Genomic DNA, 24,575 nt, shown 5'->3' on the forward strand with positions numbered 1-24,575 from the left:
GATTCAACCCAGCAGTACGCTTGCGTGCAGCCCGCCCGTGGCAAAGCCAAGGCTGCGGGCCATCGCGAGCGCGCTGCTGTTGCTGACATCCGCTTTCCACTGCAGGGTCAAACCTGTGGCCAGGGCTTCATGGGCGGCGATGGATGCAGCGAGGGTGCCAAGGCCACGCCGGCGCCAGGGTGGTGCCACCAGGACCCCCATGGTGGCCAGCAGGTTTTCCCACTCGGCGTAGGCGCCGCACGCGACGGGCGTGGCCTGCTGTTCCTCCGGATGCATGATGGTGAACCGGTGGTCCAGGTGCTGCAATCCCACTTCATTGACGTCGTCCGGCGGGCAGAGGGATTCGAGCCCGATGACCTCGGGGTTGCCGCGCGAGACCGTGAGGTCTTCGGCGGGCTGTTTCAGCGGCAGGTCATCGGCGAAGAACAGTGCTGAGGACCCCAGCCCGTGCCCGCCGTGGGAGCGGGTGAGGGTCAGCAGGGTGACATGCTGGGCCAGTTCCGTGTCCGGAAGTCCGGCCGCAGCATCCAGGGCCCACTGCGGGCCAACCAACACAGAGACTCCAAAGAGCCGGAGGAAGACCACGGCCCGCGCCGATTCGTCGGCGTGGGTGATCCTGTGGACGGGGTCGCCCGGATCCGCCGCGGAGGCGGCGATCCGCGCAGCAGCGGTGGCGAAAGCGTCGTCGTCGAGCCCTAGATGACGAGCCCACGCCAGCTGGACGATGGCAGCGGACGTGGGCTCGAGAGTCATGGATTCAGCCTAGCCGACTAGCCGAACAACACCGCCGCTTCGTCGTACCGGTGCTGCGGCACTGTCTTGAGCTTGCCCAGGGCCTCCTCGAATCCGACGTGGGAGATGTCGGTACCCTTCAGGGCCACCATGGTGCCCCAGCGGCCGTCCACCACGGAGTCGATGGCAGCCATGCCGAGCCGCGTGGCCAGGACGCGGTCGTAGGCGGTAGGCACGCCGCCGCGTTGGATGTGTCCGAGGATGGTGGCACGGGTTTCGATACCCGTTCGGGCTTCGATTTCAGGAGCGAGCTGGTCTGCGATGCCGCCCAGGCGCGGACGTCCGAACGTATCCAGCCCGCGTTCGGAATGGGGCGACTCCATGTGCTCCGGCACGAAGCCTTCGGCCACTACCACCAAGGGAGCACGGCCACGGTCATGGGCTTCCTGGACCCATTCGGCGATCTGCTCGATGCTGACCTTCTGTTCCGGAATCAGGATGGCGTGGGCGCCCGAGGCCATGCCGGAGTGGAGGGCGATCCAGCCGACGTGGCGGCCCATGACCTCGGCAATCATGCAGCGGTGGTGTGATTCGCCGGTGGTCCGGAGCCGGTCGATGGCTTCGGTGGCAATTTCCACCGCGGTATCGAAGCCGAAGGTGTAGTCCGTCGCATCAAGGTCGTTGTCCACGGTCTTGGGAACTCCGACGATCTTCAGGCCGGCGTCGGTGAGGCGCTTGGCAGCGGCCAGGGTGCCTTCGCCGCCGATCGCGATGATGGCATCAATGCCCAGCCGGTCCATGTGGGCCTTGATGGCCTCCGGTCCGCCGCCGTTTTCAAAGGGGTTGGTCCGGGAGGTGCCCAGGATGGTGCCGCCCTGCTTCGCGATGCCTCGAACCATGGTGCGGGGGATGTCGATCACATCACCTTCAACCACACCCCGCCAGCCGTCGCGGAAGCCCACGAAATTCTGGCCGTGGATGGCGATGCCTTTGAGGACTGCTCCGCGGATGACAGCGTTGAGGCCGGGGCAGTCGCCGCCGCTGGTAAGAATGCCAATTTTCATGTTTGCTCACTCATGGCTTGGAGGAATACGTGCAGAGCGCCACGCTGAGCTCCCAACGATTGTAGACGTGGATGTGGGGTGGGACACAAATAGTTACCGTTGGTCCACGGGTGCGGTAGTGGAAACGTCGCCGAAAAACAAAGGACAACGCTCCGCAGTGCTGCGGAGCGTTGTCCTCGACCTTGCCAGGGGCAGGTTCTGTGCGTTGCGTCCTAGCGGGAGCGCTGCCGGATGAACGATTCCAAGGGGATCCTGTTGCCTTGGTCCGGCAGGATCAGCCAGGCCAGGATGTAGAACACGACGGCGGGTCCCGGCAGGAGGCAGAAGAGCAGGAAAGCTACCCGGACATAGGCGACATCAACCTTGAGCTTCGCGGCAATGCCGCCGCATACGCCGCCCAGCCAACGTTGCGGTCCACGCTTCAGGCCGAGGCCCCTGACGATGTTGAAGAACTTGTCCATGGCTACAGACTTCCTTGTTGAGGTTGCTTTGTCACTTGGTGCGCGGGGTTTTCCTGGAACTTCGGCCGGCGGCCAGCAGGCCGCCCACCACCAGGGCGGCCCCGGCGCCGATCATGAGGCCGATCAGGACATACGTTCCGTCCAGGACCACCCAGCCGAGCGTCGAGATGACCAAAAGTGCCGCAAGGGCGACCACGATCAAGCCCCACACCACCGTGCCGATCCGGGCCTGCCGGGGTTCGTCGTCCGGGTCGGCCTGGCTGGGTGCTGCTTCCGCTACGCTGCGCTCCAGGTGGGGCGTCAGGGGAATCTGCTGGAGCCGGGGCTGGGACAACGGTTCGGTCGGGTTGGCGCCCGCCGGGATGGACTCCGTGGGGTTGGTTTCCTTGGGGTCGGTGGTGCTCATGTCAGTTTCCTTCCTGAATGGTCACGTTGCTGAACGTTCCATCGATATCCACCACGAGGTTGGCACCTGGCCTGTCCGCGTTGTACATGGTCCGTTCATCACGGAGGCGGCCGCCGCGGTCCGAGCCGCGTTCATTGAGGTTGCCGAACGTCATGTCCGCACGGACCTCCACCGGCACGTTGTCAGGAATGACCACCGTGACGTTGCTGGCGGTGGCGTCCACGGGAATGACTACTTCCGTGGTCAGCGGCGGAGTGATGTTGAGGTCGGTGAGGTCCACGCGACCCTGCGCACCTGTTACGTCGATACCCTGGCGGGCCTGTTCGATGCTCACCGGCGTCCAGTTCACGTCGTCGAAAGTGAAGCGGTCACCGTTGCGGGGCACCACGTTGAAGATGCCGCCGATGACCAGGGCCACGATGGCCAGGAAACCGAGGAACCCCGAGGTCCGTCCACGCAGGCCGGCGATCAGGATGCCCAGGCCGAGGACTGCAGCGCCTGTCGCCCAGACCACTGCATTGGTCGAGTTGCCGAGGTCGATCACGCTTCCTGCATCAAGCAGCTTCACGGTTCCGCCGGCCAGCAGGGCCGCACCGGCGGTCACTGCCACCGTTGCCGGACCGGGGCCCTTGCGCTTTGCCCCGGGAGCTTTGGCCTGGCCATACGGGGGTGTCGGACCCATGGGTGGGGTGGGACCCTGCGGTGGGCGGGGTCCGGAAGGGCCGTAGGGACCTGGCCCGGACGCGCCGGGACCGTACGAGCCGGGACCGTAGGAACCGGATGCGCCGTAGGAACCGGATGCGCCTGTTGCGCCGCGACCGGAGGTGTCGCCGTACACCGGGACGCCCGCGTTGGTGCCGGAAGCGGTGGTGTTCGCTGCCATGGGGTCGCCGTAGACGGCAGGGCCTCCCGCGGGAGCCGCATAGTGCTGTTGGTTCATGGGTGGGACACCCTTTCGGGTTTTGTTGCGCTGAACAAGGTAGTAGATGAGGTAGCTGATGCCACCGACCCAGAAGAGGGTCCAGAACAGACCGGGCAGGCCGTCCCAGCCCCAGCCCCAGAAACCGCGGCCCAGGCTCGGAAGCCCGATGATCGAGGTGATCAGTGCTCCCGTCATGCCGCCCGACCACCGGCCTGCGGCGGCTTCCTGCACGTGGATACGGCCATCGGGTTCCGGGAGCAAGGCCCAGGCGATGCCGTAGAGGAGGACGCCGACGCCTGCAAACAGGGCCAGGACAATGAAGATGCCCCGGACTATCAGCGGATCAATGCCGAAGCGATGTGCCACGCCACTGGCGACACCGCCTATCCACCGGTCCGGTCCCCGGCGGACTCCTTGGCTGCGGATCCAGTCGTAGAAGTTCTGCTGGGTGGCCGGACCGGCCTGCTGCCACGAGCTGCTGCCGGTTTCGCCGGTGGCACCGGCGGAAGAAGTGCCGGACGTTCCGGCCGAGGGGCCCGTGGAAGCACTGCCGGCGGAGGGGCCGGTGGAAGCACTGCCGGCGGAGGCGCTGCTGGCTGAGGGACCGGCCTGACCGGCCGCCCCGGAGTCCTCGGGATTCATGCTGTTCGCGTTCATACCTCGATCCTGCCGCTGGTGCGCACCTGCGCTCTACTGGGGGATACCCTGAACGACCCCTGAGCGAACCCCCAAGAAGACCCGAACCCGCTCCGGGCACCCCTGATCCGTGCTTGGATTGGTACATGACTACCGCTCTGCTGCGCCCGCCGCTGGTCCGCAGCAGCGACCGCATGATTGCCGGCGTCTGCAGCGGACTGGCGGCCCACCTGAACCTGCCCGTCAAAAACGTGCGGGTGGCCATGGTCCTTGCGTGCCTTGCCGGTGGCGCAGGTGTGGCCTTCTACGCATGGCTGTGGACCATGGTTCCCACCGCGGATGAAGACGCGCGGCGCAAAGCCCGGCGTCCGGCGTCGCCCATTGCTCCCGCAGTGAGCTTCCCGGCTGCGGCGGGAACAACAGCTCCCGACGCCGGACCCTCACCTGCGGGTACCAGCGCACCGGCGGTTGATGCCGGCGTGGGGCCGGGGCCCTTCCAGTCCGGCGGCGCTCCGGGAGCTGCAGGGGTAACCGGCATGAACGGCTCCGACCAGCCTTCAACCGGCGGGACGGGACCGGGTGCTGCATGGTTCAGCTTCCGGAAGATCCAGTACGGCAAGGAAATCCTGCTCGGCGCGGGGTTGTTGCTCGTCGCCGCCATTTTGATCGCCCGCCAACTGGGGGCCGATGTTCCGCTGGGCACCCTGATTCCCGCGGCGGCGATCCTGGGTGGCGCAGCCATTGCGTGGATGCAGCTGGACGAGACCCGCAGGGCGGGCCTCGTGGACAAAACCAAAGCGGACCAGGCCGGGGGTTGGGTACGGCTGGCAGCCGGCCTGGCACTCGTCGTGGCGGGAGTGCTGGTCATGGTGTCCGGATCGGGTTCCTGGGAACAGACGTGGCTGGCGCTGCTGGCTTCCGTGGCCGTGCTCGGCGGTGTCGCACTGGTCCTGCTGCCGTGGGGCCTGAAGTTCTGGAAAGACCTCGAAACGGAACGCGCAGGCAGGATCAGGGAAACGGAACGGGCGGAGATCGCTGCGCATCTTCACGACTCCGTGCTGCAGACGTTGGCGTTGATCCAGCGCCGTGCCGGGTCGGAGCAGGACGTTGTCCGCCTGGCCAGGGCACAGGAACGCGAGCTGCGGTCCTGGCTCTTCAGCGACAACGCCAAGGAATCTGGCCTGTTGGGGGACCGTATCAAGGCGGTGGCCGCTGAGGTGGAGGACGACCACGGGCATGCCGTGGAGGTGGTGTCAGTCGGGGAGGCCGCCATGACGGAACGGCACGAAGCCCTGGTGCAGGCGGCCAGGGAAGCCATGCTGAACGCGGCCCGGCATGCCGGCGGAACCGTCTCCGTATATGTGGAAAGCACAGCGGCGGGAACGGACGTCTTCATCAAGGACCGTGGGCCGGGATTCGATCCGGAGGCTGTCCCCGATGACCGCTTGGGGGTCAAGGAATCCATCATCGGCCGCATGAAACGCCACGGCGGCACCGCGGTGATCAACAGCAGCAGCGACGGCACGGAAGTCCGGCTGGCACTGCCGGCAAGCGATGCCGAACCCGCCGAAGTCCGGAACGGAGAAACCAGGTAATGAACAACACCACCGCCCCCACCACGTCACGACGCGTCCGGGTGGTGATCGTGGATGACCACACGATCTTCCGCTCCGGGCTCAAAGCCGACCTCGACGCGAGGATGGACGTAGTGGGGGAGGCCGGGACAGTGGAACAGGCCATTGCGGTCATCGCCCAAACCCGACCGGAAGTTGTCCTCCTGGATGTCCACCTGCCCGGGGGCCTCGGTGGAGGAGGCCGCGAAGTCATCGGAGGTTCCGCCGCGCTGCTGGGTACCACCAGCTTCCTGGCCCTGAGCGTCTCGGATGCCGCCGAGGACGTAGTGGCCGTGATCCGTGCCGGAGCCCGGGGGTATGTGACCAAGACCATTTCCGGCGCCGAAATCTCCGACGCCGTCATCCGTGTTGCCGACGGCGACGCCGTGTTCTCGCCACGGCTCGCGGGATTCGTGCTGGACGCCTTCGGGACGGCGCCGGCCGACATCGCGGACGACGAGCTGGACAAGCTCTCCGCCCGGGAACTCGAAGTCATGCGGCTCATCGCCCGCGGCTACAGCTACAAGGAAGTGGCCAAGGAACTCTTTATTTCCATCAAGACCGTGGAAACCCATGTGTCCGCGGTCCTCCGCAAGCTCCAGCTCTCCAGCCGCCACGAACTCACCAAGTGGGCCGCCGAACGCCGCCTCCTCTAACCCCTTCCGACGCTCTCTCACCGATAGCCCCCTTTCCGGCGTCCCTCTCTCACCGATAGCCCTTAAAACAGAAACGCTCTCTCACCAAGCGGTGAAAGAGCGTTTCTCTGGCGACGGGCTACTTGGCCTTGCCGAGGAACTCCTGGATGCGGCGGACGCCTTCGGCGAGGTCGTCATCGCCCAACGCGTAGGAAAGGCGGACGTAGCCGGAGGGGCCGAACGCCTCGCCGGGAACAACGGCCACCTCAACCTCGTCGAGGATGAGGGCGGCCAGTTCCGCCGACGTCGACGGTCGAACCGGGCCGTTGGCGGTCTCGAATTCCTTCCCCAGCAGTCCGCGGACGTCCGCGTACACGTAGAAGGCGCCGGTCGGCGTCGGGCATTCCACGCCCTCAATGGCGTTAAGTCCGGCGACAATCGCCTTCCTGCGGCGGTCGAAAGCCACCTTCATCTCGTCGACGGCGGTCAGCGGGCCCGTGAGGGCGGCGGCAGCGGCCACCTGCATGATGTTGGAGACGTTGGAGGTGGCGTGCGACTGGAGGTTGGTGGCGGCCTTGATGACGTCGGCCGGGCCGATCATCCAGCCCACGCGCCAGCCGGTCATGGCGTAGGTCTTGGCGACACCGTTGAGGATGACCACCTTGTCGCCGAGTTCCGGCGCGGCCGTGGCGATCGAGGTGAACTCGACACCGTCGTAGGTGAGGTGCTCGTAGATCTCGTCCGTGACCACCCACAGGCCCTTGGACGCGGCCCACTTGCCGATCTCGGCAACCTGTTCCGGGCTGTAGACGGCGCCCGTTGGGTTGGACGGCGAGACGAACAGCAGGATCTTGGTCTTGTCCGTCACTGCAGCCTCAAGCTGCTCCACGGTCACCAGGTAGCCCTGCTCCGGCCCGGCGAAGACCTCTACGGGAACGCCGCCGGCCAAGCGGATGGCCTCAGGGTAGGTGGTCCAGAACGGCGTGGGGATGATGACCTCATCGCCTGGATCGACCAGCGTGGCAAAGGTGTTGTAGACGGCCTGCTTGCCGCCGTTGGTCACCAGTACCTGCGACGGATCGACCTTGTAGCCGGAGTCCCGCAGGGTCTTTTCCGCGATGGCTTTCTTCAGCTCAGGGAGGCCGCCGGCGGGGGAGTAGCGGTGATACTTGGGCTGGCCGGCTGCCTCGATGGCCGCCTTGACAATGTAGTCGGGGGTCGGGAAGTCGGGCTCGCCGGCACCGAAACCAATCACGGGGCGCCCCGCGGCCTTCAGTGCCTTGGCCTTGGCGTCAACGGCAAGGGTGGCGGATTCGGCAATTGCGGAAATTCGTTGTGAAATGCGGGCGGCAGGTGTTCCGGCAGACATCTAAATACCGTTCTTCGCAGGCAGCTCGTGGGCTGGATGATGGGATTCGACGTAAACTACCTTATGCTGTTCTGCGGAGCTCCCGGGCGCCCGCTGGATATTGTGACTGATGTTGCTGCTCACATGTTTCCGGGAGCGGCCGGAAGGTCCGGAATCGGGCCGGTTCGACTATCGCAGGATTCTTGCGTAGACTGGTTCACCGGTGTTGAAAAGCACCGCAGGCTGAGTGCGGCCTGAAACATGGATTCGATCCATAGGGTAGTGGCGCAATTGGTAGCGCAGCGGTCTCCAAAACCGCAGGTTGCAGGTTCGAGTCCTGTCTGCCCTGCGCAAGCTGTTCCGGTGGAAACACCGGGACCAGCGCAGCAACCATGGCTCTGATCAGGGCCGGGCACACGACTTTGCAAGGTGAGTGAGGACCAGGTGACGGAAACAGCTGCCAGCAGCTCCAAGGGCCGTCGTCCCGCCAGGAAAGCCGATGCCGGCTTCTTTGCCCGTATCGCCCTTTTTGTCCGCCAGGTCATCGGCGAACTGAAGAAGGTCGTCGCTCCCACGCGCAAGGAACTGATCAACTACACGCTGGTGGTCCTGGTGTTCGTAGCCATCATGATGCTCATCGTCACGTTGCTGGACCTCGCTTTCGGCTCGGCGGTCAACGCGATCTTCGGTGGTACGGGCGTTACGGACAACTAAGCGGAGCTGTCCGCAGACTGCGCGGAAATCCTTGGAATCTGAGGGATTTTGCGGGGTTTGCGGAATTGAGCCATTTAAATAGGCATGTTAGGCAATGAGGAAGCAGGAGACCAAGTGTCTGAGCAGGAGCTCGAGGTAAACGAGGCTGAGCTGGAAGAAGCCAAGGACTCTGCAGCTGAGGCTGCGGAGGAGTCCGGGTTCGATTCTGCTGCGCCCGAATCTGCCGACGTCGACGCCGAGGATGACTTCGAGTCCGACGTAGACGCCGAGTCTGATGATGAGTCCGGCTCTGATGACGCGTCAGGCGACGACGAAACCGACGCCTTGGCTGCTGCCGCCGCCGCGGCTCCGGTTGACCCTGCCGAGGAATTCAAGGCAAAGCTGCGCCGCCAGGAAGGTGACTGGTACGTCATCCACTCCTACGCCGGCTACGAAAACCGTGTCAAGGCAAACCTCGAGACCCGCATCCAGACCCTGGACATGGAAGATTACATCTTCGAAATCCAGGTGCCCATGGAAGAGGTCGTCGAGATCAAGAACGCGCAGCGCAAGGTCATCAACCGCGTGCGCATCCCCGGTTACGTGCTGGTCCGCATGGACCTGACCGACGCTTCCTGGGGCGCGGTCCGCCACACCCCGGGTGTCACCGGCTTCGTGGGCAACGCCCACAATCCCGTGCCGCTGCGCCTGGATGAAGTCTTCTCCATGCTCGCCCCGGTCTTCGAAGAAGAGCAGACGGAGAAGGGCAAGCCCGTCAACAAGCAGGCCCAGGCTCCCGTGGCCGTGGACTTCGAAGTCGGCGAGTCCGTCATCGTCAAGGAAGGCCCGTTCGAGACCCTTCCTGCCACCATCTCCGAGATCAAGCCGGAGTCCCAGACCCTGGTTGTCCTGGTCTCGATCTTCGAGCGCGAAACTCCGGTTACGCTCGCTTTCAACCAGGTCACCAAGATCTAGTTGATTCCAAGATTTCGCTCCCGGCCGCCTGCTTAGCGGTCCGGAAGCGGCCGGCCGCCTTGCCATGGCGGCCACCAACCTGGGACGCGCTCCGGTGTTCCAGGAAGCTATTGAGAGAAGGACCCTACATTGGCTCCCAAGAAGAAGGTCACCGGCCTCATCAAGCTGCAGATCCAGGCAGGTGCCGCCAACCCGGCCCCGCCGATCGGTCCTGCGCTTGGCCAGCACGGTGTCAACATCATGGAATTCTGCAAGGCGTACAACGCTGCAACGGAATCCCAGCGCGGAAACGTTATCCCGGTGGAAATCACGGTCTACGAAGACCGCTCCTTCACCTTCATCACCAAGACCCCGCCGGCTGCAGAGCTCATCAAGAAGGCCGCAGGCGTTGCCAAGGGTTCGGCTACCCCGCACACCGTCAAGGTTGCCAAGCTGACCCAGGCACAGGTTGAGGAAATCGCCACCACCAAGATGGAAGACCTCAACGCCAACGATGTCGCGGCAGCTGCCAAGATCATCGCCGGCACCGCCCGTTCCATGGGCATCACCGTAGAGGGCTAATACAGCTTTCACCCGCCGGGCAACCGGCAACTGAAACATTGAAATGTCGCAGGATCCTTGCCGGATCCACGACTGTGGCAGGGCCCAGCGCGGTCCGCAGACCACAACTGCACAAGGAGAAACAAGCAGCATGGCAAAGCGCAGCAAAGCATATGAGGCAGCCGTAGCCAAGATCGAGGCAGACAAGGTCTACGCCCCGTTCGAGGCCATCAGCCTGGCAAAGGAAATCAACCCGTCCAAGTTCGACGCAACGGTTGAGGTCGCTTTCCGCCTCGGCGTTGACCCCCGCAAGGCTGACCAGATGGTCCGCGGCACGGTCAACCTCCCCCACGGCACGGGCAAGACCGCCCGCGTCCTGGTTTTCGCAACCGGTGACAAGGCTGAAGCAGCAATCGCAGCCGGCGCCGACTTCGTTGGTTCCGACGACCTGATCGAAAAGATCGCCGGCGGCTGGACCGACTTCGACGCCGCCGTTGCCACCCCTGACCTCATGGGCAAGGTTGGCCGCCTCGGTAAGGTCCTCGGCCCGCGTAACCTCATGCCGAACCCGAAGACCGGTACGGTTACCCCGGATGTCACCAAGGCTGTCAACGACATCAAGGGCGGCAAGATCGACTTCCGCGTCGACAAGCACTCGAACCTGCACTTCATCATCGGCAAGGTTTCCTTCGACGCCGTCAAGCTGGCTGAGAACTACGCAGCAGCTCTGGAAGAGGTTCTTCGCCTCAAGCCGTCCGCTTCCAAGGGCCGCTACATCCAGAAGGCCACCGTTGCCACCACGTTCGGCCCGGGCATCACCGTTGACCCGAACGTCACCAAGGTTCTCACCGAGGCGTAAGCTTCGCGGGCATTGGCTCTGAAAGGACCGTCCGGCCATGCCGGGCGGTCCTTTTTGCTGCCCTGGACGGGTTCCTTGTCCCGCCGCAAGGGTGCGCCTTAGGCTGTGAGGCGTGGAACCGGCGTCGAACTTTTCCGTATCCAAGGGGCTGACCGTGGAACGGATCGCTGTCCCCCAAAGTCCGCAGGAGTCGCAGCACTCCGACTTCCGTGCTTTCCATGACCTGGACGTTGCGAACCAGTTAGCGCTCTGGGGAGATACCGAGCGTTGTGCAACGTTCCCGGAGGCCGTGGTGTTTTGGCAGGGCAACGAGTACGAGGAACGGCAGGTATTCCTGGCCAGGCTCGGCCGCACAGTGGTGGGCAGCGGTTCGCTGACCCTACCGCTCAGCGAGAATACGACGACGGCGGGCCTGGACGTGCAGGTCGACGCCGCCTACCGGCGCCGTGGGATTGGGACGGCCATCCTGGAGACGCTGGAGCGGACGGCGCGGGACCGCAACCGGGTCTCGTTCGACGGTTTTTGCGGAGAGCCCATAGGTCCCGTATTGGCGGGCGCGCCGCTGTTGGACGCGAAATCGGGCACCGGCGGCGTCCCGCGCTACGCTGCGTCCACCCAGTTCGCAGTCCATCACGGCTATTCGCTGGAACAGGTGGAGACCAGCAGTTCCTTGCACATGCCCGTGCCTGCGGACGTCCTTGACGGGCTCGAGGCCGCTGCCGTGGCTAAGTCGGCGGGCTACAGCGTGGTGGGATGGGAGCAAAGCTGTCCCGCGGAGTTCGTGGATGGTTTCGCGCGGCTCAAAAGCCTGATGAGCACGGAGGTTCCGATCGCCGGCCTGGGCTGGGAGGGCGAGGTTTGGGACGCCGCCCGGGTGAGGCAGGAGGAAGCCACCTGGGAAGCGGGCGGGATCAAGCAGATTGTGGCCGCTGCCCGGCATGAGGCCAGTGGCAGGCTGGCCGGGTATACGGTCCTGACACACCGGGACAGGCTGCCCGGCGTGATCAACCAGGAGGACACCTTGGTGGATCCGGCGCACCGCGGGCACAGCCTCGGCATGCTCCTGAAGGTGGCCAACCTCCGCCGGGCGGGGTTGCTGTGGCCTGAGGCCATGTCCGTCATGACATGGAACGCGAGCGAGAACCAGCATATGCTGGCCATAAATATCGCCCTTGGATTCAAGCCTTCCGGTTTTGAAGGCGAATGGCAGAAACGGCTGGGATGACAGTAGACGAGGGGAAGACTGTTCACATCGAACAGCTGTGGGTACCTGACAACCTGGAGAGTCCGAAGGCCCGCGATTTTTTGGACGCCGTGGAAGTCGGGCGCCGGGTCAGGATGGAGACGTGGGGGAGTGACGACCTCGCGTACACGCCCTTGGAAAAGCTGCTGGAATTCTCCGATCCGTACGAGCGGCAGATCATCCTGGTGGCCAAGATCGACGGTGCGATCGTGGGCACCGTGGATATTGCCTTGCCTTTGGCGGACAACTTGGATCTGGCTGAATTCACGCTGGACATCCTGCCGGAGTACCAGCGCCAGGGCGTGGGCAGGCAACTCCTTGACGCCGCCGAGCAACTGGCCCGCGCCGAGGGGCGCACCATGGTCCTGGTGGACACCAACCATCCCGCCACGTCCCTGACAGAGATTCCCGAGGACCAGTTGATTCCCGGCAGTGGCCCAGGGTTCCTGCCGGTCAGCAGCAGGGAAGTGGACTTCGCCCAGCGGGCCGGCTACACCCTGCAGCATATTGAGCAGTTCAGTTCGTGCATCCTGCCCCTGGACACCAAGCTCGTCGCCGACCTCCAGGCCGAAGCCGGGGAAGCGAACGGGGGCCGCTACGCCCTGCACCATTGGACGGACCGCTGCCCTGAACCATGGCTGGAGGCCGTAGCGGAACTGGAGAATGCCGCAGGTGAGGTGGTCCACGGTCAGGACGACGACGAGGAACCGGCCGGCGTTGAACCCGCTGACATGGTCTTCGACGCCGTGGTTCTGCGCGAGACTGAAGACGCCGCTTTGGCGCAGGGACGGCGGACGGTGGTGACCGCCGTCGAGCACGTAGCCAGCGGGCGACTGGTGGGCCTGACCACCATCAGCGTGCTGGCCCATCGCCAGGACGTCGTGTTCCAGGACGACACCCTGGTCCTGCAGGAACACCGCGGCAACAAACTGGGCCTGCTCATCAAGGTTGCCAACATGGAACGCCTGAGCGAGCAGTTCCCGGATGCCAGGGTCATCTACACCTGGAATGCCCCCGAAAACCGGTACCTTTTGACCGTCAACAAGCAGCTGGGATTTACGACGGCGGGCGTCACCGGGCTCTGGCAGAAGGAACTTCCGCAGCGGTCGGCCGGGGCGACATCGTCGGATTAGGGGTGCTGCAACGGCGCCGATTTGGTGATGTCCAGGACTCTCCCGTAACCTTGAAGTACCAAAGACCGTCGGTTGATGGGAATCCACCCTTTCGAGCGCAGCTCAACTCTGCAGCCACGCCCGTGAGAACCAGGTGAATTCCTTGACGAAGGACCCTGACATAGGGCGGCCAACGCAGGTGAACGAGTTGAGTCTCCACAGCCAAGCTGTGTTGAGCCAAGCCCCGTGCATCTGCGCGGGGCGTTTTTAGTTTTAGCTCTCATGAGCGGGGACCCGGAAGACCGGCTTTATTCCCCGGAAGGAGGGTTATGACAACGCCTAGCAAGGTCTCCGCAGTTGCTGAGATCACCAACGATTTCAAGGAATCGACCGCGGCTGTCCTGACCGAATACCGTGGGCTCTCTGTTGCGCAGCTCAAGGAACTCCGTGTTGCTCTCGGCCAGGACACCAAGTTCTCGGTCGTCAAGAACACCCTGAGCGCCATCGCAGCCAAGGAAGCTGGTGTCGATGCATTCGACGGTCAGCTCTCCGGCCCCACTGCGATCGCCTTCATCAAGGGCGACGCCGTTGCTGCTGCCAAGAGCCTGACGGACTTTGCCAAGGCCAACAAGCAGCTGGTCATCAAGACCGGTCTGTTCGAAGGCAAGGCACTTGACTCCGAGGGTGTGGCCGCACTGGCTGCCCTCGAGTCCCGCGAGTTCCAGCTTGCACGTGTTGCCGGTGTCCTCAAGGCTCCTGCATCCGCTGCTGCACGCATCATTGATGCCCTGCGCCTCAAGCTTGAAGAAGAGGGCGGCGCACCTGCACCGGCCGCTGAAGAAGCACCGGCAGAAGAGGCTGCAACCGAGGAAGCTCCAGCTGCTGAAGAAGCACCGGCCGCTGCCGACGCTGCAACCGAAGAGAACTAAGTTCTCCCCCCAATCAAAACTCCGGTGCGAGGAACGGTCCGTCCGGATCCGCACCACCTAATGGAAGGACGCCACCATGGCGAAGCTCAGCAACGAAGAGCTCATTGAAGCTTTCAAGGAACTGACCATCATCGAGCTCTCCGAGTTCGTCAAGCTCTTCGAAGAGACCTTCGAAGTTACGGCTGCTGCTGTTGCAGTTGCCGGTCCGGCCGCCGGTGGCGCCGGTGCTGAAGCTGCTGAAGAGAAGACCGAATTCGACGTCATCCTCGAAGCCGCTGGCGACAAGAAGATCGCAGTGATCAAGGAAGTCCGCGCCATCACCTCCCTCGGCCTCAAGGAAGCCAAGGACCTGGTTGACGGTGCACCGAAGGCTGTTCTCGAAGGCGCCAACAAGGAAGCCGCAGAGAAGGCAAAGGCTCAGCTCGAAGAAGCTGGCGCAACGGTTACCATCAAGTAACTCGTTTTGCTGGGGAAGCCCCGTCCGGTTCGCCGGGCGGGGCTTCCTGCTGTTTAAGCACCCAACTGGGTCGCATTTGTGCACGTTTTGACCGCTGAAAGCGCGCACAAATGCGACCTAGTTGGGTTCACTGATGTCTGCCACGGTGGCGTTCAGGGCGGATGTGAGGGCGTCGGCGTCCACGAAGGCGCTGCGGCCGTGCGCACCTGCTCCCATGGAGATGCGCCGTCCGGTGATGCTGGCGTCTGCGTACACAGGCCAGGCGGTGGTGCTGCCCAGGGGCGTGATGGTGCCGCGCTCATAGCCGGTCGCTGCAAGGGCGACGTCGGCGTGGGGGAGGGACAGTTTGTTGACGCCCACCAGTGCCCGCAGCTTGGGCCAGGAGATCTGCCGGTCCCCGGGAATGAGGGCGAAGAGGAAGCTCCCGTCCCGGTGCTTGACCACCAGCGACTTCACGATGTCCCCGGGCTCGATGCCCAGGATGCCGGCCGCCTCTTCAAGGCTGCGCGCAGCGGGACGTTCGACGACGTCCACGTCCAGTCCGCGGGCGGCGGCATCCTCAAGGAACCGCTGGGCGCCGTTCATTTCGCTGTTGTCCATGTCAGTGAATCCTGTCAGTCGCGGTAGAGCAGGAGGGCTTCACCCTGGCCGCCTCCGCCGCACAGGGAAACAGCAGCCTTGCCTGTTCCCCGGCGCTTGAGTTCATGGGCGGCGTGCAGTGCGAGGCGGGCCCCGGAAGCACCGATGGGATGGCCCAAGGCAATGGCGCCGCCGTGGATGTTGCACTTTTCCAGCGGATAACCGAGGTCCTTGAGGGACTGGACGGCTACCGATCCGAATGCCTCGTTGATCTCGATGAAGTCCAGCTCCTCGGCGGTCCATCCGGCCTTCTTCAAGGCCTGGGTGATTGCATTGGAGGGCTGTGAATGCAGGGAGTTGTCAGGTCCGGCCACCTGGCCGGGCTTTCCCACCACTGCCAGGTATTCCAGACCGTTGTCGCGGGCGAACCGGCGGCTCGTCAGGACGAGTGCGGAGGCGCCGTCGGACAGGGGAGAAGAGTTGCCGGCCGTAATGGTGCCGTCCGTGGCAAACGCCGCCTTGAGCGGGGCCAGGGTTTCGATCGTGGTGTTCGGGCGGACACCCTCGTCCGTCGTGACCACCACGGGATCACCCTTGCGCTGCTTGACGCTCAGGGGAGCGATTTCGGCGTCGAACGTTCCATTCCCCATGGCGGCAGCGGCGCGTTGGTGGGATGCCGCTGCCACTTCGTCCTGGGCCCTGCGGTCGATGCCGAGCGTTACGTTCTTGCTTTCGGTGGACAAGCCCATGGACTGGCCATCAAAAGCGTCGGTCAAGCCGTCGTGGGCGGCCACGTCCAAGGCCTGGATGGCGCCATACGTCCAGCCTTGCCGGGAACCGGGCAGCAGGTGTGGAGCACGCGTCATGGATTCCTGGCCGCCGGCCACCACTACCGTGGCGTCGCCGCTGCGGATCATGCGTGCGGCGTCGATGACCGCAGTGAGTCCAGACAGGCAGACTTTGTTGATGGTCACGGCCGGGATGTTCCATCCGACGCCGGCCGCGATAGCGCTCTGCCGGGCCGGGTTCTGCCCTGCGCCCGCCTGCAGGACCTGGCCCATGATCACCGCATCGACCTGCTCGGCTTTGACGCCGCTGGCCGCCAGTGCGGCGCTGATGGCATGGGCGCCAAGCTCGACGGCGGTGAAGGCCGCCAGTTGCCCGTTGAGGCGTCCCTGCGGGGTGCGGGATGCAGCAAGGATGACAACGTCATTGTCGTCAACAGAGTAGGTCATGGTCCCTCTTCCGGTCCGGTGGTGGTGTAGCCAAGGCTATCGCGGGGTGCGCTCCACCCTGTCCTTTCCAACCAAAGTCGGGGGCGCTGCATTCCTTCGCTTGGATGCCTGCGGCAACGGTGCTTGCATTCACAGACGATCTGGGGTAGACAGGAAGGCTGCTTTGCCGTATCGTAGATATTTGCGTCTTCCCTGTTAACCTTCAGCCTTCATATAGCGGTGGGCTTTAAATCTCAGCTGCGCCATTGACGTGCCGTGGATAACGTGCAGTCGTCATGGACTGGCTGGGTCCGGGTCATATAGCGGAACCGGATAAGTATCCCGCGGATAACTCCGCGGGATGCAAACGGGGGAGATCTGAAAACGCCTGAAGGTCTGTGGAAGGATCCCTCTTGGTCGCCTCGAGCACCTCTAATAACGAAACCGCTAATACGGCAAGCACCGATGGTGCCACCCGCCGCCTCTCATTCGCAAAGATTCACGAACCCCTGGATGTTCCGAATCTTCTCGCCCTGCAGACGGACAGCTTTGACTGGCTGGTCGGAAACGAACGCTGGCAGGCACGCGTAGCGAAGGCCGTGGAGGAGGGTGACCTCAGCGTCGCCACCACCTCCGGACTTGCCGACATCTTCGAAGAGATCTCCCCGATCGAGGACTTCCAGGGCACCATGTCCCTGAGCTTCTCCGAGCCGGAGTTCGCTGATCCGAAGTACACCATGGCCGAATGCAAAGACCGTGACGCCACCTACTCGGCTCCCTTGTACGTCAAGGCCGAGTTCATGAACAACAACACGGGCGAAATCAAGCAGCAGACCGTGTTCATGGGCGACTTCCCCCTCATGACTGAAAAGGGAACGTTCGTCGTTAACGGCACCGAGCGTGTCGTCGTCTCCCAGCTGGTCCGTTCGCCGGGCGCCTACTTCGAGCGCGCTGCGGACAAGACCAGTGACAAGGACATCTTCACCGCGAAGATCATCCCGTCCCGTGGCGCCTGGTTCGAGCTCGAGATCGACAAGCGCGACCAGGTCGGCGTTCGCCTCGACCGCAAGCGCAAGCAGTCCGTCACCGTGCTGCTGAAGGCACTCGGCTGGACCGAAGGCCAGATCCTGGAAGAGTTCGGCCAGTACGACTCCATGCGCGCAACGCTGGAGAAGGACGCCACCGAAACCCGCGAAGACGCGCTTCTGGACATCTACCGCAAGCTGCGTCCGGGCGAGCCGCCCACAGTCGAGGCTGCCCAGTCCCTGCTGGACAACCTGTACTTCAACCCCAAGCGCTACGATCTGGCCAAGGTTGGCCGCTACAAGATCAACCGCAAGCTGGGCATCGACCGCTCCCTTGGCGACAAGGAAGCCTCGGTCCTGCACGTTGAAGACATCGTTGCCATGATCAAGTTCCTCGTCGCGCTGCACGCCGGCGAGAAGACCATCATGGGCAAGCGCGATGGCGAAGACCACGAGCTCCGCGTCGAGATCGACGACATCGACCACTTCGGCAACCGCCGTATCCGCGCTGTCGGCGAGCTGATCGAGAACCAGGTCCGTACGGGTCTTTCCCGCATGGAGCGTGTGGTCCGCGAACGCATGACCACGCAGGACGTCGAGGCCATCACGCCGCAGACCCTGATCAACATCCGCCCGGTTGTCGCTGCCATCAAGGAGTTCTTCGGAACCTCCCAGCTGTCGCAGTTCATGGACCAGAACAACCCGCTCTCGGGTCTTACCCACAAGCGCCGTCTTTCGGCCCTTGGCCCGGGTGGTCTGTCCCGCGACCGCGCCGGCATGGAAGTTCGAGACGTCCACCCGTCCCACTACGGACGTATGTGCCCGATCGAAACCCCTGAAGGCCCGAACATCGGTCTGATTGGTTCGCTGGCTTCCTACGGCCGCATCAACCCCTTCGGCTTCATCGAGACCCCGTACCGCAAGGTGTCCAACGGTGTTGTTTCCGACGACGTCGAGTACCTCACCGCTGATGACGAGGCCGAGGTCCTGATTGCCCAGGCCAACGCGCCGCTGGACTCCGACAAGCGCTTCTCCGAAGAGACTGTCCTTGTCCGTGCCCGTGGTGGTGGAGGCGAGCCCGTCCTGGTTCCCGCCGAGGACGTCCAGTACATGGACGTTTCCCCGCGCCAGATGGTGTCCGTGGCAACGGCCCTGATCCCGTTCCTCGAGCACGACGACGCCAACCGTGCACTCATGGGTGCCAACATGCAGCGCCAGGCTGTGCCGCTGGTCCGTTCCGAGGCCCCGTTCGTGGGTACCGGCATGGAGCGCGCTGCAGCAGTCGACGCCGGTGACGTTGTCATCGCCAAGAAGGCCGGTGTGGTCACCGAGGTTTCCGCCGAGCTGGTTGTCATGCTCAATGACGACGGCACGGAGACCAACTACCGCATCAACAAGTTCGCCCGCTCCAACCAGGGCAACTGCTACAACCACCGTGTCCTGGTGAACGAAGGCCAGCGCCTGGAAGTTGGCGGCATCATCGCCGACGGCCCGGCAACGGACCAGGGTGAGCTCGCCCTCGGCAAGAACCTCCTCGTGGCATTCATGTCCTGGGAAGGCCACAACTTCGAGGACGCCATCATCCTGTCCCAGCGCATCGTCGCCGAGGACGTCCTTTCCTCCATCCACATCGAGGAGCACGAGATCGATGCCCGCGACACCAAGCTTGGTGCCGAGGAAATCACCCGTGACATCCCGAACGTGTCCGAGGAAGTCCTCGCAGGACTGGACGAGCGTGGCATCATCCACATCGGTGCCGAGGTTGAAGCCGGCGACATCCTGGTCGGAAAGGTCACCCCGAAGGGTGAAACCGAACTGACCCCGGAGGAGCGCCTGCTCCGCGCCATCTTCGGTGAGAAGTCCCGCGAAGTCCGCGACACCTCCCTGAAGGTGCCCCACGGCGAGTCGGGCACGGTCATCGGCGTGCGCGTCTTCGACCGCGACAACGACGACGAACTGCCCCCGGGCGTGAACCAGCTGGTCCGCGTCTACGTGGCAGCCAAGCGCAAGATCACCGACGGCGACAAGCTCGCCGGCCGCCACGGCAACAAGGGTGTTATCTCCAAGATCCTTCCGGTCGAGGACATGCCCTTCCTTGCAGACGGCACCCCGGTGGACATCGTCCTGAACCCGCTTGGTGTTCCGGGTCGTATGAACGTTGGCCAGGTCCTGGAAACCCACCTCGGCTGGGTTGCCAAGACCGGTTGGAAGATCGAAGGCGAGCCGGAGTGGGTCAAGAACCTCCCGAACCTGCCTCGTGAAACCGGCCAGACCACCGTTGCCACCCCGGTGTTCGACGGCGCCCGCGAAGAAGAAATCACGGGCCTGCTTGACTCCACCAACATGACCCGCGACGGCGACCGCCTGATCGACTCCTCCGGCAAGACCCGTCTGTTCGACGGCCGCTCCGGCGAGCCGTTCCCGGACCCGATCTCCGTCGGGTACATGTACATCCTGAAGCTCCACCACCTGGTGGACGACAAGATCCACGCACGCTCCACCGGTCCGTACTCCATGATCACGCAGCAGCCGCTGGGTGGTAAGGCACAGTTCGGTGGCCAGCGCTTCGGTGAAATGGAAGTGTGGGCGCTCGAAGCTTACGGCGCCGCCTACACCCTTCAGGAACTGCTCACGATCAAGTCCGATGACATCCATGGTCGTGTGAAGGTCTACGAAGCAATCGTCAAGGGCGAGAACATCCCCGAACCTGGCGTTCCGGAGTCCTTCAAGGTCTTGATCAAGGAAATGCAGTCGCTGTGCCTGAACGTGGAAGTTCTTTCCACGGACGGAACCACCATCGAGATGCGTGACTCTGATGACGCAGTCTTCACGGCTGCGGAAGAACTGGGAATCGATCTGTCCCGCGCAGAGCCCAGTTCCGTAGAAGAGGTCTAGCAGCCGTTCCGGCGGGCCGCAGTTGAACGCTGCCCGCCGGAGCAGCTCCCTCTTTCCGTAACCAAGACTTCAGAATTTAGAGAACAAGAGAGAACAGGGACCACATGTCCAGCGAATCCTCCTTCGGCCTCATGCAGATCGGCCTCGCCACCGCGGAAGACATCCGTGGCTGGTCATACGGTGAGGTCAAGAAGCCGGAAACCATCAACTACCGCACTCTCAAGCCCGAGAAGGACGGTCTTTTCTGCGAGAAGATCTTCGGACCTTCCCGTGACTGGGAATGCTACTGCGGCAAGTACAAGCGCGTCCGCTTCAAGGGCATCATCTGTGAGCGCTGTGGCGTCGAAGTCACCCGCGCCAAGGTACGCCGTGAGCGCATGGGCCACATCGAACTCGCCGCTCCCGTTACCCACATCTGGTACTTCAAGGGTGTTCCGTCGCGCCTTGGCTACCTCCTGGACCTGGCACCGAAGGACCTCGAAAAGGTCATCTACTTCGCTGCCTACATGATCACCAGCGTTGACGAGGAAAACCGCCACGCTGAGCTGCCCAACCTCCAGGTCGAGCACGATCTCGAGAAGAAGCAGCTCGTGGACAACCGCGACAGCGACATCGCCCAGATCGCCCGCGACCTTGAAGACGAGCTTGCCCGTCTTGAAGGCGAAGGTGCCAAGGGTGCCGACAAGAAGAAGGCCCGCGACTCCGCCGACCGCCAGATGGCGAACGTCCGCAAGCGTGCCGACGCCGACATCGAGCGCCTGGAGCAGGTCTGGGACCGCTTCAAGAACCTCAAGGTCGCAGACCTCGAAGGTGACGAAGGCCTGTACCGCGAACTGCGTGACCGCTACGGCATGTACTTCGAAGGTTCCATGGGTGCCGAGGCCATCAAGAAGCGCCTTGAGACCTTCGACATGCAGGCTGAAGCCGAGGCACTGCGCGATGTCATCCAGAACGGCAAGGGCCAGCGCAAGACCCGTGCCCTCAAGCGCCTCAAGGTCGTCAACGCGTTCCTGACCACCAACAACAGCCCGCTCGGCATGGTTCTCGACGCCGTCCCGGTGATCCCGCCGGAACTGCGCCCGATGGTCCAGCTGGACGGTGGCCGCTTCGCGACCTCCGACCTCAACGACCTCTACCGCCGTGTGATCAACCGCAACAACCGACTCAAGCGCCTGCTTGACCTTGGTGCTCCGGAGATCATCGTCAACAACGAGAAGCGCATGCTTCAGGAAGCTGTTGACAGCCTCTTCGACAACGGCCGCCGTGGCCGTCCGGTCACCGGTCCGGGCAACCGTCCGCTGAAGTCCCTGAGTGACATGCTCAAGGGCAAGCAGGGCCGTTTCCGCCAGAACCTGCTCGGCAAGCGCGTCGACTACTCCGGCCGTTCGGTGATTGTTGTCGGCCCGCAGCTGAAGCTGCACCAGTGTGGCCTGCCCAAGCAGATGGCACTGGAGCTCTTCAAGCCGTTCGTGATGAAGCGCCTGGTTGACCTCAACCACGCGCAGAACATCAAGTCGGCAAAGCGCATGGTCGAGCGTTACCGTCCGCAGGTCTGGGATGTGCTCGAAGAGATCATCACCGAACACCCGGTGCTGCTCAACCGTGCACCTACCCTGCACCGCCTCGGCATCCAGGCCTTCGAACCGCAGCTTGTTGAAGGCAAGGCAATCCAGCTTCACCCGCTGGTTTGTGGCGCCTTCAACGCTGACTTCGACGGCGACCAGATGGCAGTCCACCTGCCGCTGAGCCCGGAAGCCCAGGCCGAAGCCCGCATCCTGATGCTGTCCTCGAACAACATCCTGAAGCCCTCCGATGGCCGTCCGGTGACCCTGCCTTCGCAGGATATGATCATCGGCCTGTACCACCTGACCACCAAGCGCGTCGGCTCCGCCGGCGAAGGCCGCGTGTTCTCCTCTGTGTCGGAAGCCATCATGGCCTTCGACGCCCGCGAACTGCACCTGAACTCCCAGGTGAAGATCCGCTTGGAGAACTTCGTTCCTTACGCAGGTTGGGAAGCTCCGGAAGGTTGGGAGCCCGGCCAGCCGGCGCTCGTTGAAACCTCCCTGGGCCAGGTCATCTTCAACCAGACCCTGCCCGAGGACTACCCGTGGGTTGAGGCTGTTGCGGACAAGGGCGAGCTGTCCCGGATCGTCAACGACCTCGCCGAGCGTTACCCGAAGGTCGTCACGGCTGCAACGCTGGACAACCTGAAGGATGCCGGCTTCTATTGGGCAACCCGTTCGGGTGTCACTGTGGCAATCTCCGACATCGAGGTTCCGGACACCAAGCCGGGCATCCTCGCCGGTTACGAGAACATGGCTGCCAAGATCCAGGGCCAGTACGACAAGGGCCTGATCGACGACGACGAGCGTCGCCAGGAACTGATCGAGATCTGGAACAAGGCAACCAACGAGATCGCCCAGGCAATGCGTGACAGCCTGTCCCCGATGAACACCATCAACCGCATGGTGTCCTCCGGTGCCCGTGGTAACTGGATGCAGGTCCGCCAGATTGCGGGTATCCGTGGTCTTGTGGCCAACCCGAAGGGTGAGATCATCCCGCGTCCGATCAAGTCCTCCTACCGTGAGGGCCTGTCGGTGCTGGAATACTTCATCGCCACGCACGGTGCCCGTAAGGGTCTTGCCGATACCGCTCTGCGTACCGCCAACTCGGGTTACCTGACCCGTCGTCTGGTGGACGTTTCGCAGGACGTCATCGTCCGCGAAGAGGACTGCGGTACCGAGCGTGGCCTGGTCACCCCGATCGCGGTGCCGGATTCCAACGGTGAACTCGTCCTGGACGAGAACGTCGAGAACAGCGCCTACGCACGTACGCTGGCTGTCGACGTCGTGGATGCCCAGGGCAACGTCCTGGCACCTGCCGGCACCGACTGCGGCGACGTCGTGATCGGCCAGCTGCTGGCTGCAGGCATCACCGAGGTCAAGGTCCGCTCCGTACTCACCTGTGAGTCCAAGGTTGGTACCTGTGCACTCTGCTACGGCCGTTCGCTGGCCACCGGCAAGACCGTGGACATCGGCGAGGCCGTGGGCATCATTGCCGCACAGTCCATCGGTGAGCCCGGTACCCAGCTGACCATGCGTACGTTCCACACCGGTGGTGCTGTTTCCGCCGGTGGTGGCGATGACATCACCCAGGGTCTGCCCCGTATCCAGGAACTGTTCGAAGCCCGTACTCCGAAGGGTGTGGCCCCGATTGCGGAAGCAGCCGGCCGTATCACCATCGAAGAGTCCGAGCGCCAGATGCGCCTGGTGATCACTCCGGACGATGGCTCCGAAGAGATTGCCTACCCGGTACTGCGCCGTTCCCGCCTCCTCATCGAGGACGGCGAGCACGTCAGTGTTGGCCAGAAGCTGATCAACGGTCCGGTGGACCCGAAGCAGGTTCTGCGCATCATGGGTCCGCGTGCGGCACAGAAGTTCCTCGTGGACGAAGTGCAGGGCGTTTACCGCAGCCAGGGTATTGGTATCCACGACAAGCACGTCGAGGTCATCGTCCGCCAGATGCTGCGCCGCGTGACCGTCATCGAGTCCGGCGACTCCGAGCTGCTCCCCGGTGAGCTGGCAGAGCGCGCCCGCTTCGAGGACGAGAACCGCCGCGTTGTGTCCGAGGGCAAGGCACCGGCTTCCGGCCGTCCGGAACTCATGGGTATCACCAAGGCCTCCTTGGCGACCGAGTCCTGGCTGTCCGCAGCATCGTTCCAGGAGACCACCCGCGTCCTGACGCAGGCGGCCATGGAAGGCAAGAGCGACCCGTTGCTCGGCCTCAAGGAGAACGTCATCATCGGTAAGCTCATCCCGGCCGGTACGGGTCTGCCCCGCTACACCCAGGTCACGGTGGAGCCGACGGAGGAAGCAAAGGCAAGCCTGTTCACGGGCCCCAGCGCTTTCACCGACTTCTCCTATGACGCCCTGGGCGGCGACGGTGCTCCCGAGTTCCACGCCATCCCGCTGGATGACTACGATCTCGGCAACGACTTCCGCTGACACCGGCGGCAGTAGCCAATGATTGAAGGCCGGGCCCCGCACTCTTCGGAGTGCGGGGCCCGGTCCGTTAAGCGTGCCGTTGCGGCCGGTGACCCGGGGGAGTGGAGGCCCGACGGCGGTACCTGGCTGCCGCCGTCGGGCCTCCATACACCCGATTAAGGCGGCAGATCAAGCCGTGCTAGACTATTCGTAATTGTTCTGTGTGGCAGTGGATGAAGGCCGCCGCAACATCA

At 63.7% G+C, this 24,575-nt stretch carries 20 protein-coding genes and 1 tRNA gene; 13 read left to right on the plus strand and 8 right to left on the minus strand.

Annotated elements, in window-relative coordinates; all coding sequences use genetic code 11:
- Positions 1–3: 3 nt before the first annotated feature.
- From ACSVIE_RS03175 to ACSVIE_RS03195, 5 genes are all read right to left on the minus strand, one after another.
- Entirely contained in the window at positions 4–753 is a 750-nt protein-coding gene (locus ACSVIE_RS03175) for a GNAT family N-acetyltransferase (protein ID WP_426003672.1), read from the minus strand.
- A 17-nt stretch (positions 754–770) separates the two neighbouring features.
- On the minus strand, positions 771–1,796 hold the full coding sequence (locus ACSVIE_RS03180; protein WP_426003671.1) for a 6-phosphofructokinase: 1,026 nt from the start codon (positions 1,794–1,796) through the stop codon (positions 771–773).
- A gap of 212 nt (positions 1,797–2,008) precedes the next feature.
- The gene (locus ACSVIE_RS03185) at positions 2,009–2,257 is read right to left on the minus strand and encodes a PspC domain-containing protein (RefSeq protein ID WP_426003670.1); all 249 of its coding nucleotides are present in this window, start codon (positions 2,255–2,257) and stop codon (positions 2,009–2,011) included.
- 31 nt (positions 2,258–2,288) lie between these two features.
- Entirely contained in the window at positions 2,289–2,663 is a 375-nt protein-coding gene (locus ACSVIE_RS03190) for a hypothetical protein (RefSeq protein ID WP_442422996.1), read from the minus strand.
- A gap of 1 nt (position 2,664) precedes the next feature.
- Positions 2,665–4,242, minus strand: coding sequence for a PspC domain-containing protein (locus ACSVIE_RS03195; RefSeq protein WP_442422997.1), 1,578 nt, complete (start codon positions 4,240–4,242; stop codon positions 2,665–2,667).
- Between the two features lie 125 nt (positions 4,243–4,367).
- On the opposite strand from ACSVIE_RS03195, the gene ACSVIE_RS03200 reads away from it, so the two are divergent.
- Positions 4,368–5,816 carry a PspC domain-containing protein gene (locus tag ACSVIE_RS03200; RefSeq protein ID WP_442422998.1) on the plus strand — a complete coding sequence of 483 codons (1,449 nt, stop codon included), beginning with the start codon at positions 4,368–4,370 and terminating at the stop codon, positions 5,814–5,816.
- Positions 5,816–6,490: a LuxR C-terminal-related transcriptional regulator gene (locus ACSVIE_RS03205; RefSeq protein ID WP_426003663.1), complete on the plus strand. Its 675-nt coding sequence runs from the start codon at positions 5,816–5,818 to the stop codon at positions 6,488–6,490. Before ACSVIE_RS03200 ends, ACSVIE_RS03205 begins: the two co-directional genes overlap by 1 nt.
- Positions 6,491–6,608: 118 nt before the next feature.
- Here the strand turns inward: ACSVIE_RS03205 and ACSVIE_RS03210 are convergent, their stop codons facing one another.
- On the minus strand, positions 6,609–7,838 hold the full coding sequence (locus ACSVIE_RS03210; protein WP_426003662.1) for a pyridoxal phosphate-dependent aminotransferase: 1,230 nt from the start codon (positions 7,836–7,838) through the stop codon (positions 6,609–6,611).
- A 255-nt stretch (positions 7,839–8,093) separates the two neighbouring features.
- Between ACSVIE_RS03210 and ACSVIE_RS03215 the strand changes: the two genes are divergently transcribed.
- The 9 genes from ACSVIE_RS03215 to rplL all read left to right on the plus strand — a co-directional run bounded on the left by ACSVIE_RS03215 (position 8,094) and on the right by rplL (position 14,625).
- Positions 8,094–8,166 (plus strand) — tRNA-Trp (locus ACSVIE_RS03215).
- An 80-nt stretch (positions 8,167–8,246) separates the two neighbouring features.
- Positions 8,247–8,531 (plus strand): preprotein translocase subunit SecE, encoded by a 285-nt coding sequence (gene secE / locus ACSVIE_RS03220; protein ID WP_426003661.1) that lies wholly within the window; start codon positions 8,247–8,249, stop codon positions 8,529–8,531.
- 114 nt (positions 8,532–8,645) lie between these two features.
- Positions 8,646–9,485 (plus strand): transcription termination/antitermination protein NusG, encoded by an 840-nt coding sequence (gene nusG, locus ACSVIE_RS03225; protein ID WP_442422999.1) that lies wholly within the window; start codon positions 8,646–8,648, stop codon positions 9,483–9,485.
- Positions 9,486–9,614: 129 nt separating this feature from the next.
- Positions 9,615–10,046, plus strand: a complete 432-nt coding sequence (gene rplK / locus ACSVIE_RS03230; RefSeq protein ID WP_144659403.1) for a 50S ribosomal protein L11 — start codon at positions 9,615–9,617, stop codon at positions 10,044–10,046.
- A 130-nt stretch (positions 10,047–10,176) separates the two neighbouring features.
- Positions 10,177–10,884: a 50S ribosomal protein L1 gene (gene rplA / locus ACSVIE_RS03235; protein ID WP_347108088.1), complete on the plus strand. Its 708-nt coding sequence runs from the start codon at positions 10,177–10,179 to the stop codon at positions 10,882–10,884.
- Positions 10,885–10,996: 112 nt separating this feature from the next.
- The gene (locus ACSVIE_RS03240; RefSeq protein WP_442423000.1) at positions 10,997–12,109 is read left to right on the plus strand and encodes a GNAT family N-acetyltransferase; all 1,113 of its coding nucleotides are present in this window, start codon (positions 10,997–10,999) and stop codon (positions 12,107–12,109) included.
- Positions 12,088–13,260, plus strand: a complete 1,173-nt coding sequence (locus tag ACSVIE_RS03245; protein WP_442423001.1) for a GNAT family N-acetyltransferase — start codon at positions 12,088–12,090, stop codon at positions 13,258–13,260. The genes ACSVIE_RS03240 and ACSVIE_RS03245 overlap by 22 nt, the downstream gene beginning before the upstream one ends.
- A 308-nt stretch (positions 13,261–13,568) precedes the next feature.
- The gene (gene rplJ, locus ACSVIE_RS03250; protein ID WP_426003656.1) at positions 13,569–14,168 is read left to right on the plus strand and encodes a 50S ribosomal protein L10; all 600 of its coding nucleotides are present in this window, start codon (positions 13,569–13,571) and stop codon (positions 14,166–14,168) included.
- 76 nt (positions 14,169–14,244) lie between these two features.
- The gene (gene rplL / locus ACSVIE_RS03255) at positions 14,245–14,625 is read left to right on the plus strand and encodes a 50S ribosomal protein L7/L12 (RefSeq protein WP_426003655.1); all 381 of its coding nucleotides are present in this window, start codon (positions 14,245–14,247) and stop codon (positions 14,623–14,625) included.
- A gap of 117 nt (positions 14,626–14,742) precedes the next feature.
- Here the strand turns inward: rplL and ACSVIE_RS03260 are convergent, their stop codons facing one another.
- On the minus strand, positions 14,743–15,225 hold the full coding sequence (locus ACSVIE_RS03260) for an aminoacyl-tRNA deacylase (protein WP_426003654.1): 483 nt from the start codon (positions 15,223–15,225) through the stop codon (positions 14,743–14,745).
- A gap of 14 nt (positions 15,226–15,239) precedes the next feature.
- On the minus strand, positions 15,240–16,439 hold the full coding sequence (locus ACSVIE_RS03265; protein WP_442423002.1) for an acetyl-CoA C-acetyltransferase: 1,200 nt from the start codon (positions 16,437–16,439) through the stop codon (positions 15,240–15,242).
- 392 nt (positions 16,440–16,831) lie between these two features.
- On the opposite strand from ACSVIE_RS03265, the gene rpoB reads away from it, so the two are divergent.
- Together rpoB and ACSVIE_RS03275 are read left to right on the plus strand one after the other, a co-directional pair.
- Positions 16,832–20,338, plus strand: coding sequence for a DNA-directed RNA polymerase subunit beta (gene rpoB / locus ACSVIE_RS03270; RefSeq protein ID WP_442423003.1), 3,507 nt, complete (start codon positions 16,832–16,834; stop codon positions 20,336–20,338).
- 104 nt (positions 20,339–20,442) lie between these two features.
- Positions 20,443–24,342: a DNA-directed RNA polymerase subunit beta' gene (locus ACSVIE_RS03275; protein WP_442423004.1), complete on the plus strand. Its 3,900-nt coding sequence runs from the start codon at positions 20,443–20,445 to the stop codon at positions 24,340–24,342.
- The last annotated feature ends 233 nt before the right edge of the window (positions 24,343–24,575 follow it).

It is taken from the genome of Paenarthrobacter sp. NCHU4564, from assembly GCF_052156435.1.
Classification (GTDB): Bacteria; Actinomycetota; Actinomycetes; order Actinomycetales; family Micrococcaceae; genus Arthrobacter.

Coding starts and splice junctions, on each gene's coding strand:
- ACSVIE_RS03190 (WP_442422996.1), bottom strand. CDS start 2,663: ATGAGCACCACCGACCCCAAGGAAACCAACCCCACGGAGTCCATCCCG.
- ACSVIE_RS03245 (WP_442423001.1), top strand. CDS start 12,088: ATGGCAGAAACGGCTGGGATGACAGTAGACGAGGGGAAGACTGTTCAC.
- ACSVIE_RS03210 (WP_426003662.1), bottom strand. CDS start 7,838: ATGTCTGCCGGAACACCTGCCGCCCGCATTTCACAACGAATTTCCGCA.
- rplA (WP_347108088.1), top strand. CDS start 10,177: ATGGCAAAGCGCAGCAAAGCATATGAGGCAGCCGTAGCCAAGATCGAG.
- ACSVIE_RS03200 (WP_442422998.1), top strand. CDS start 4,368: ATGACTACCGCTCTGCTGCGCCCGCCGCTGGTCCGCAGCAGCGACCGC.
- ACSVIE_RS03195 (WP_442422997.1), bottom strand. CDS start 4,242: ATGAACGCGAACAGCATGAATCCCGAGGACTCCGGGGCGGCCGGTCAG.
- ACSVIE_RS03275 (WP_442423004.1), top strand. CDS start 20,443: ATGTCCAGCGAATCCTCCTTCGGCCTCATGCAGATCGGCCTCGCCACC.
- rplJ (WP_426003656.1), top strand. CDS start 13,569: ATGACAACGCCTAGCAAGGTCTCCGCAGTTGCTGAGATCACCAACGAT.
- ACSVIE_RS03260 (WP_426003654.1), bottom strand. CDS start 15,225: ATGGACAACAGCGAAATGAACGGCGCCCAGCGGTTCCTTGAGGATGCC.
- ACSVIE_RS03185 (WP_426003670.1), bottom strand. CDS start 2,257: ATGGACAAGTTCTTCAACATCGTCAGGGGCCTCGGCCTGAAGCGTGGA.
- rplL (WP_426003655.1), top strand. CDS start 14,245: ATGGCGAAGCTCAGCAACGAAGAGCTCATTGAAGCTTTCAAGGAACTG.
- ACSVIE_RS03175 (WP_426003672.1), bottom strand. CDS start 753: ATGACTCTCGAGCCCACGTCCGCTGCCATCGTCCAGCTGGCGTGGGCT.
- ACSVIE_RS03205 (WP_426003663.1), top strand. CDS start 5,816: ATGAACAACACCACCGCCCCCACCACGTCACGACGCGTCCGGGTGGTG.
- ACSVIE_RS03180 (WP_426003671.1), bottom strand. CDS start 1,796: ATGAAAATTGGCATTCTTACCAGCGGCGGCGACTGCCCCGGCCTCAAC.
- ACSVIE_RS03265 (WP_442423002.1), bottom strand. CDS start 16,439: ATGACCTACTCTGTTGACGACAATGACGTTGTCATCCTTGCTGCATCC.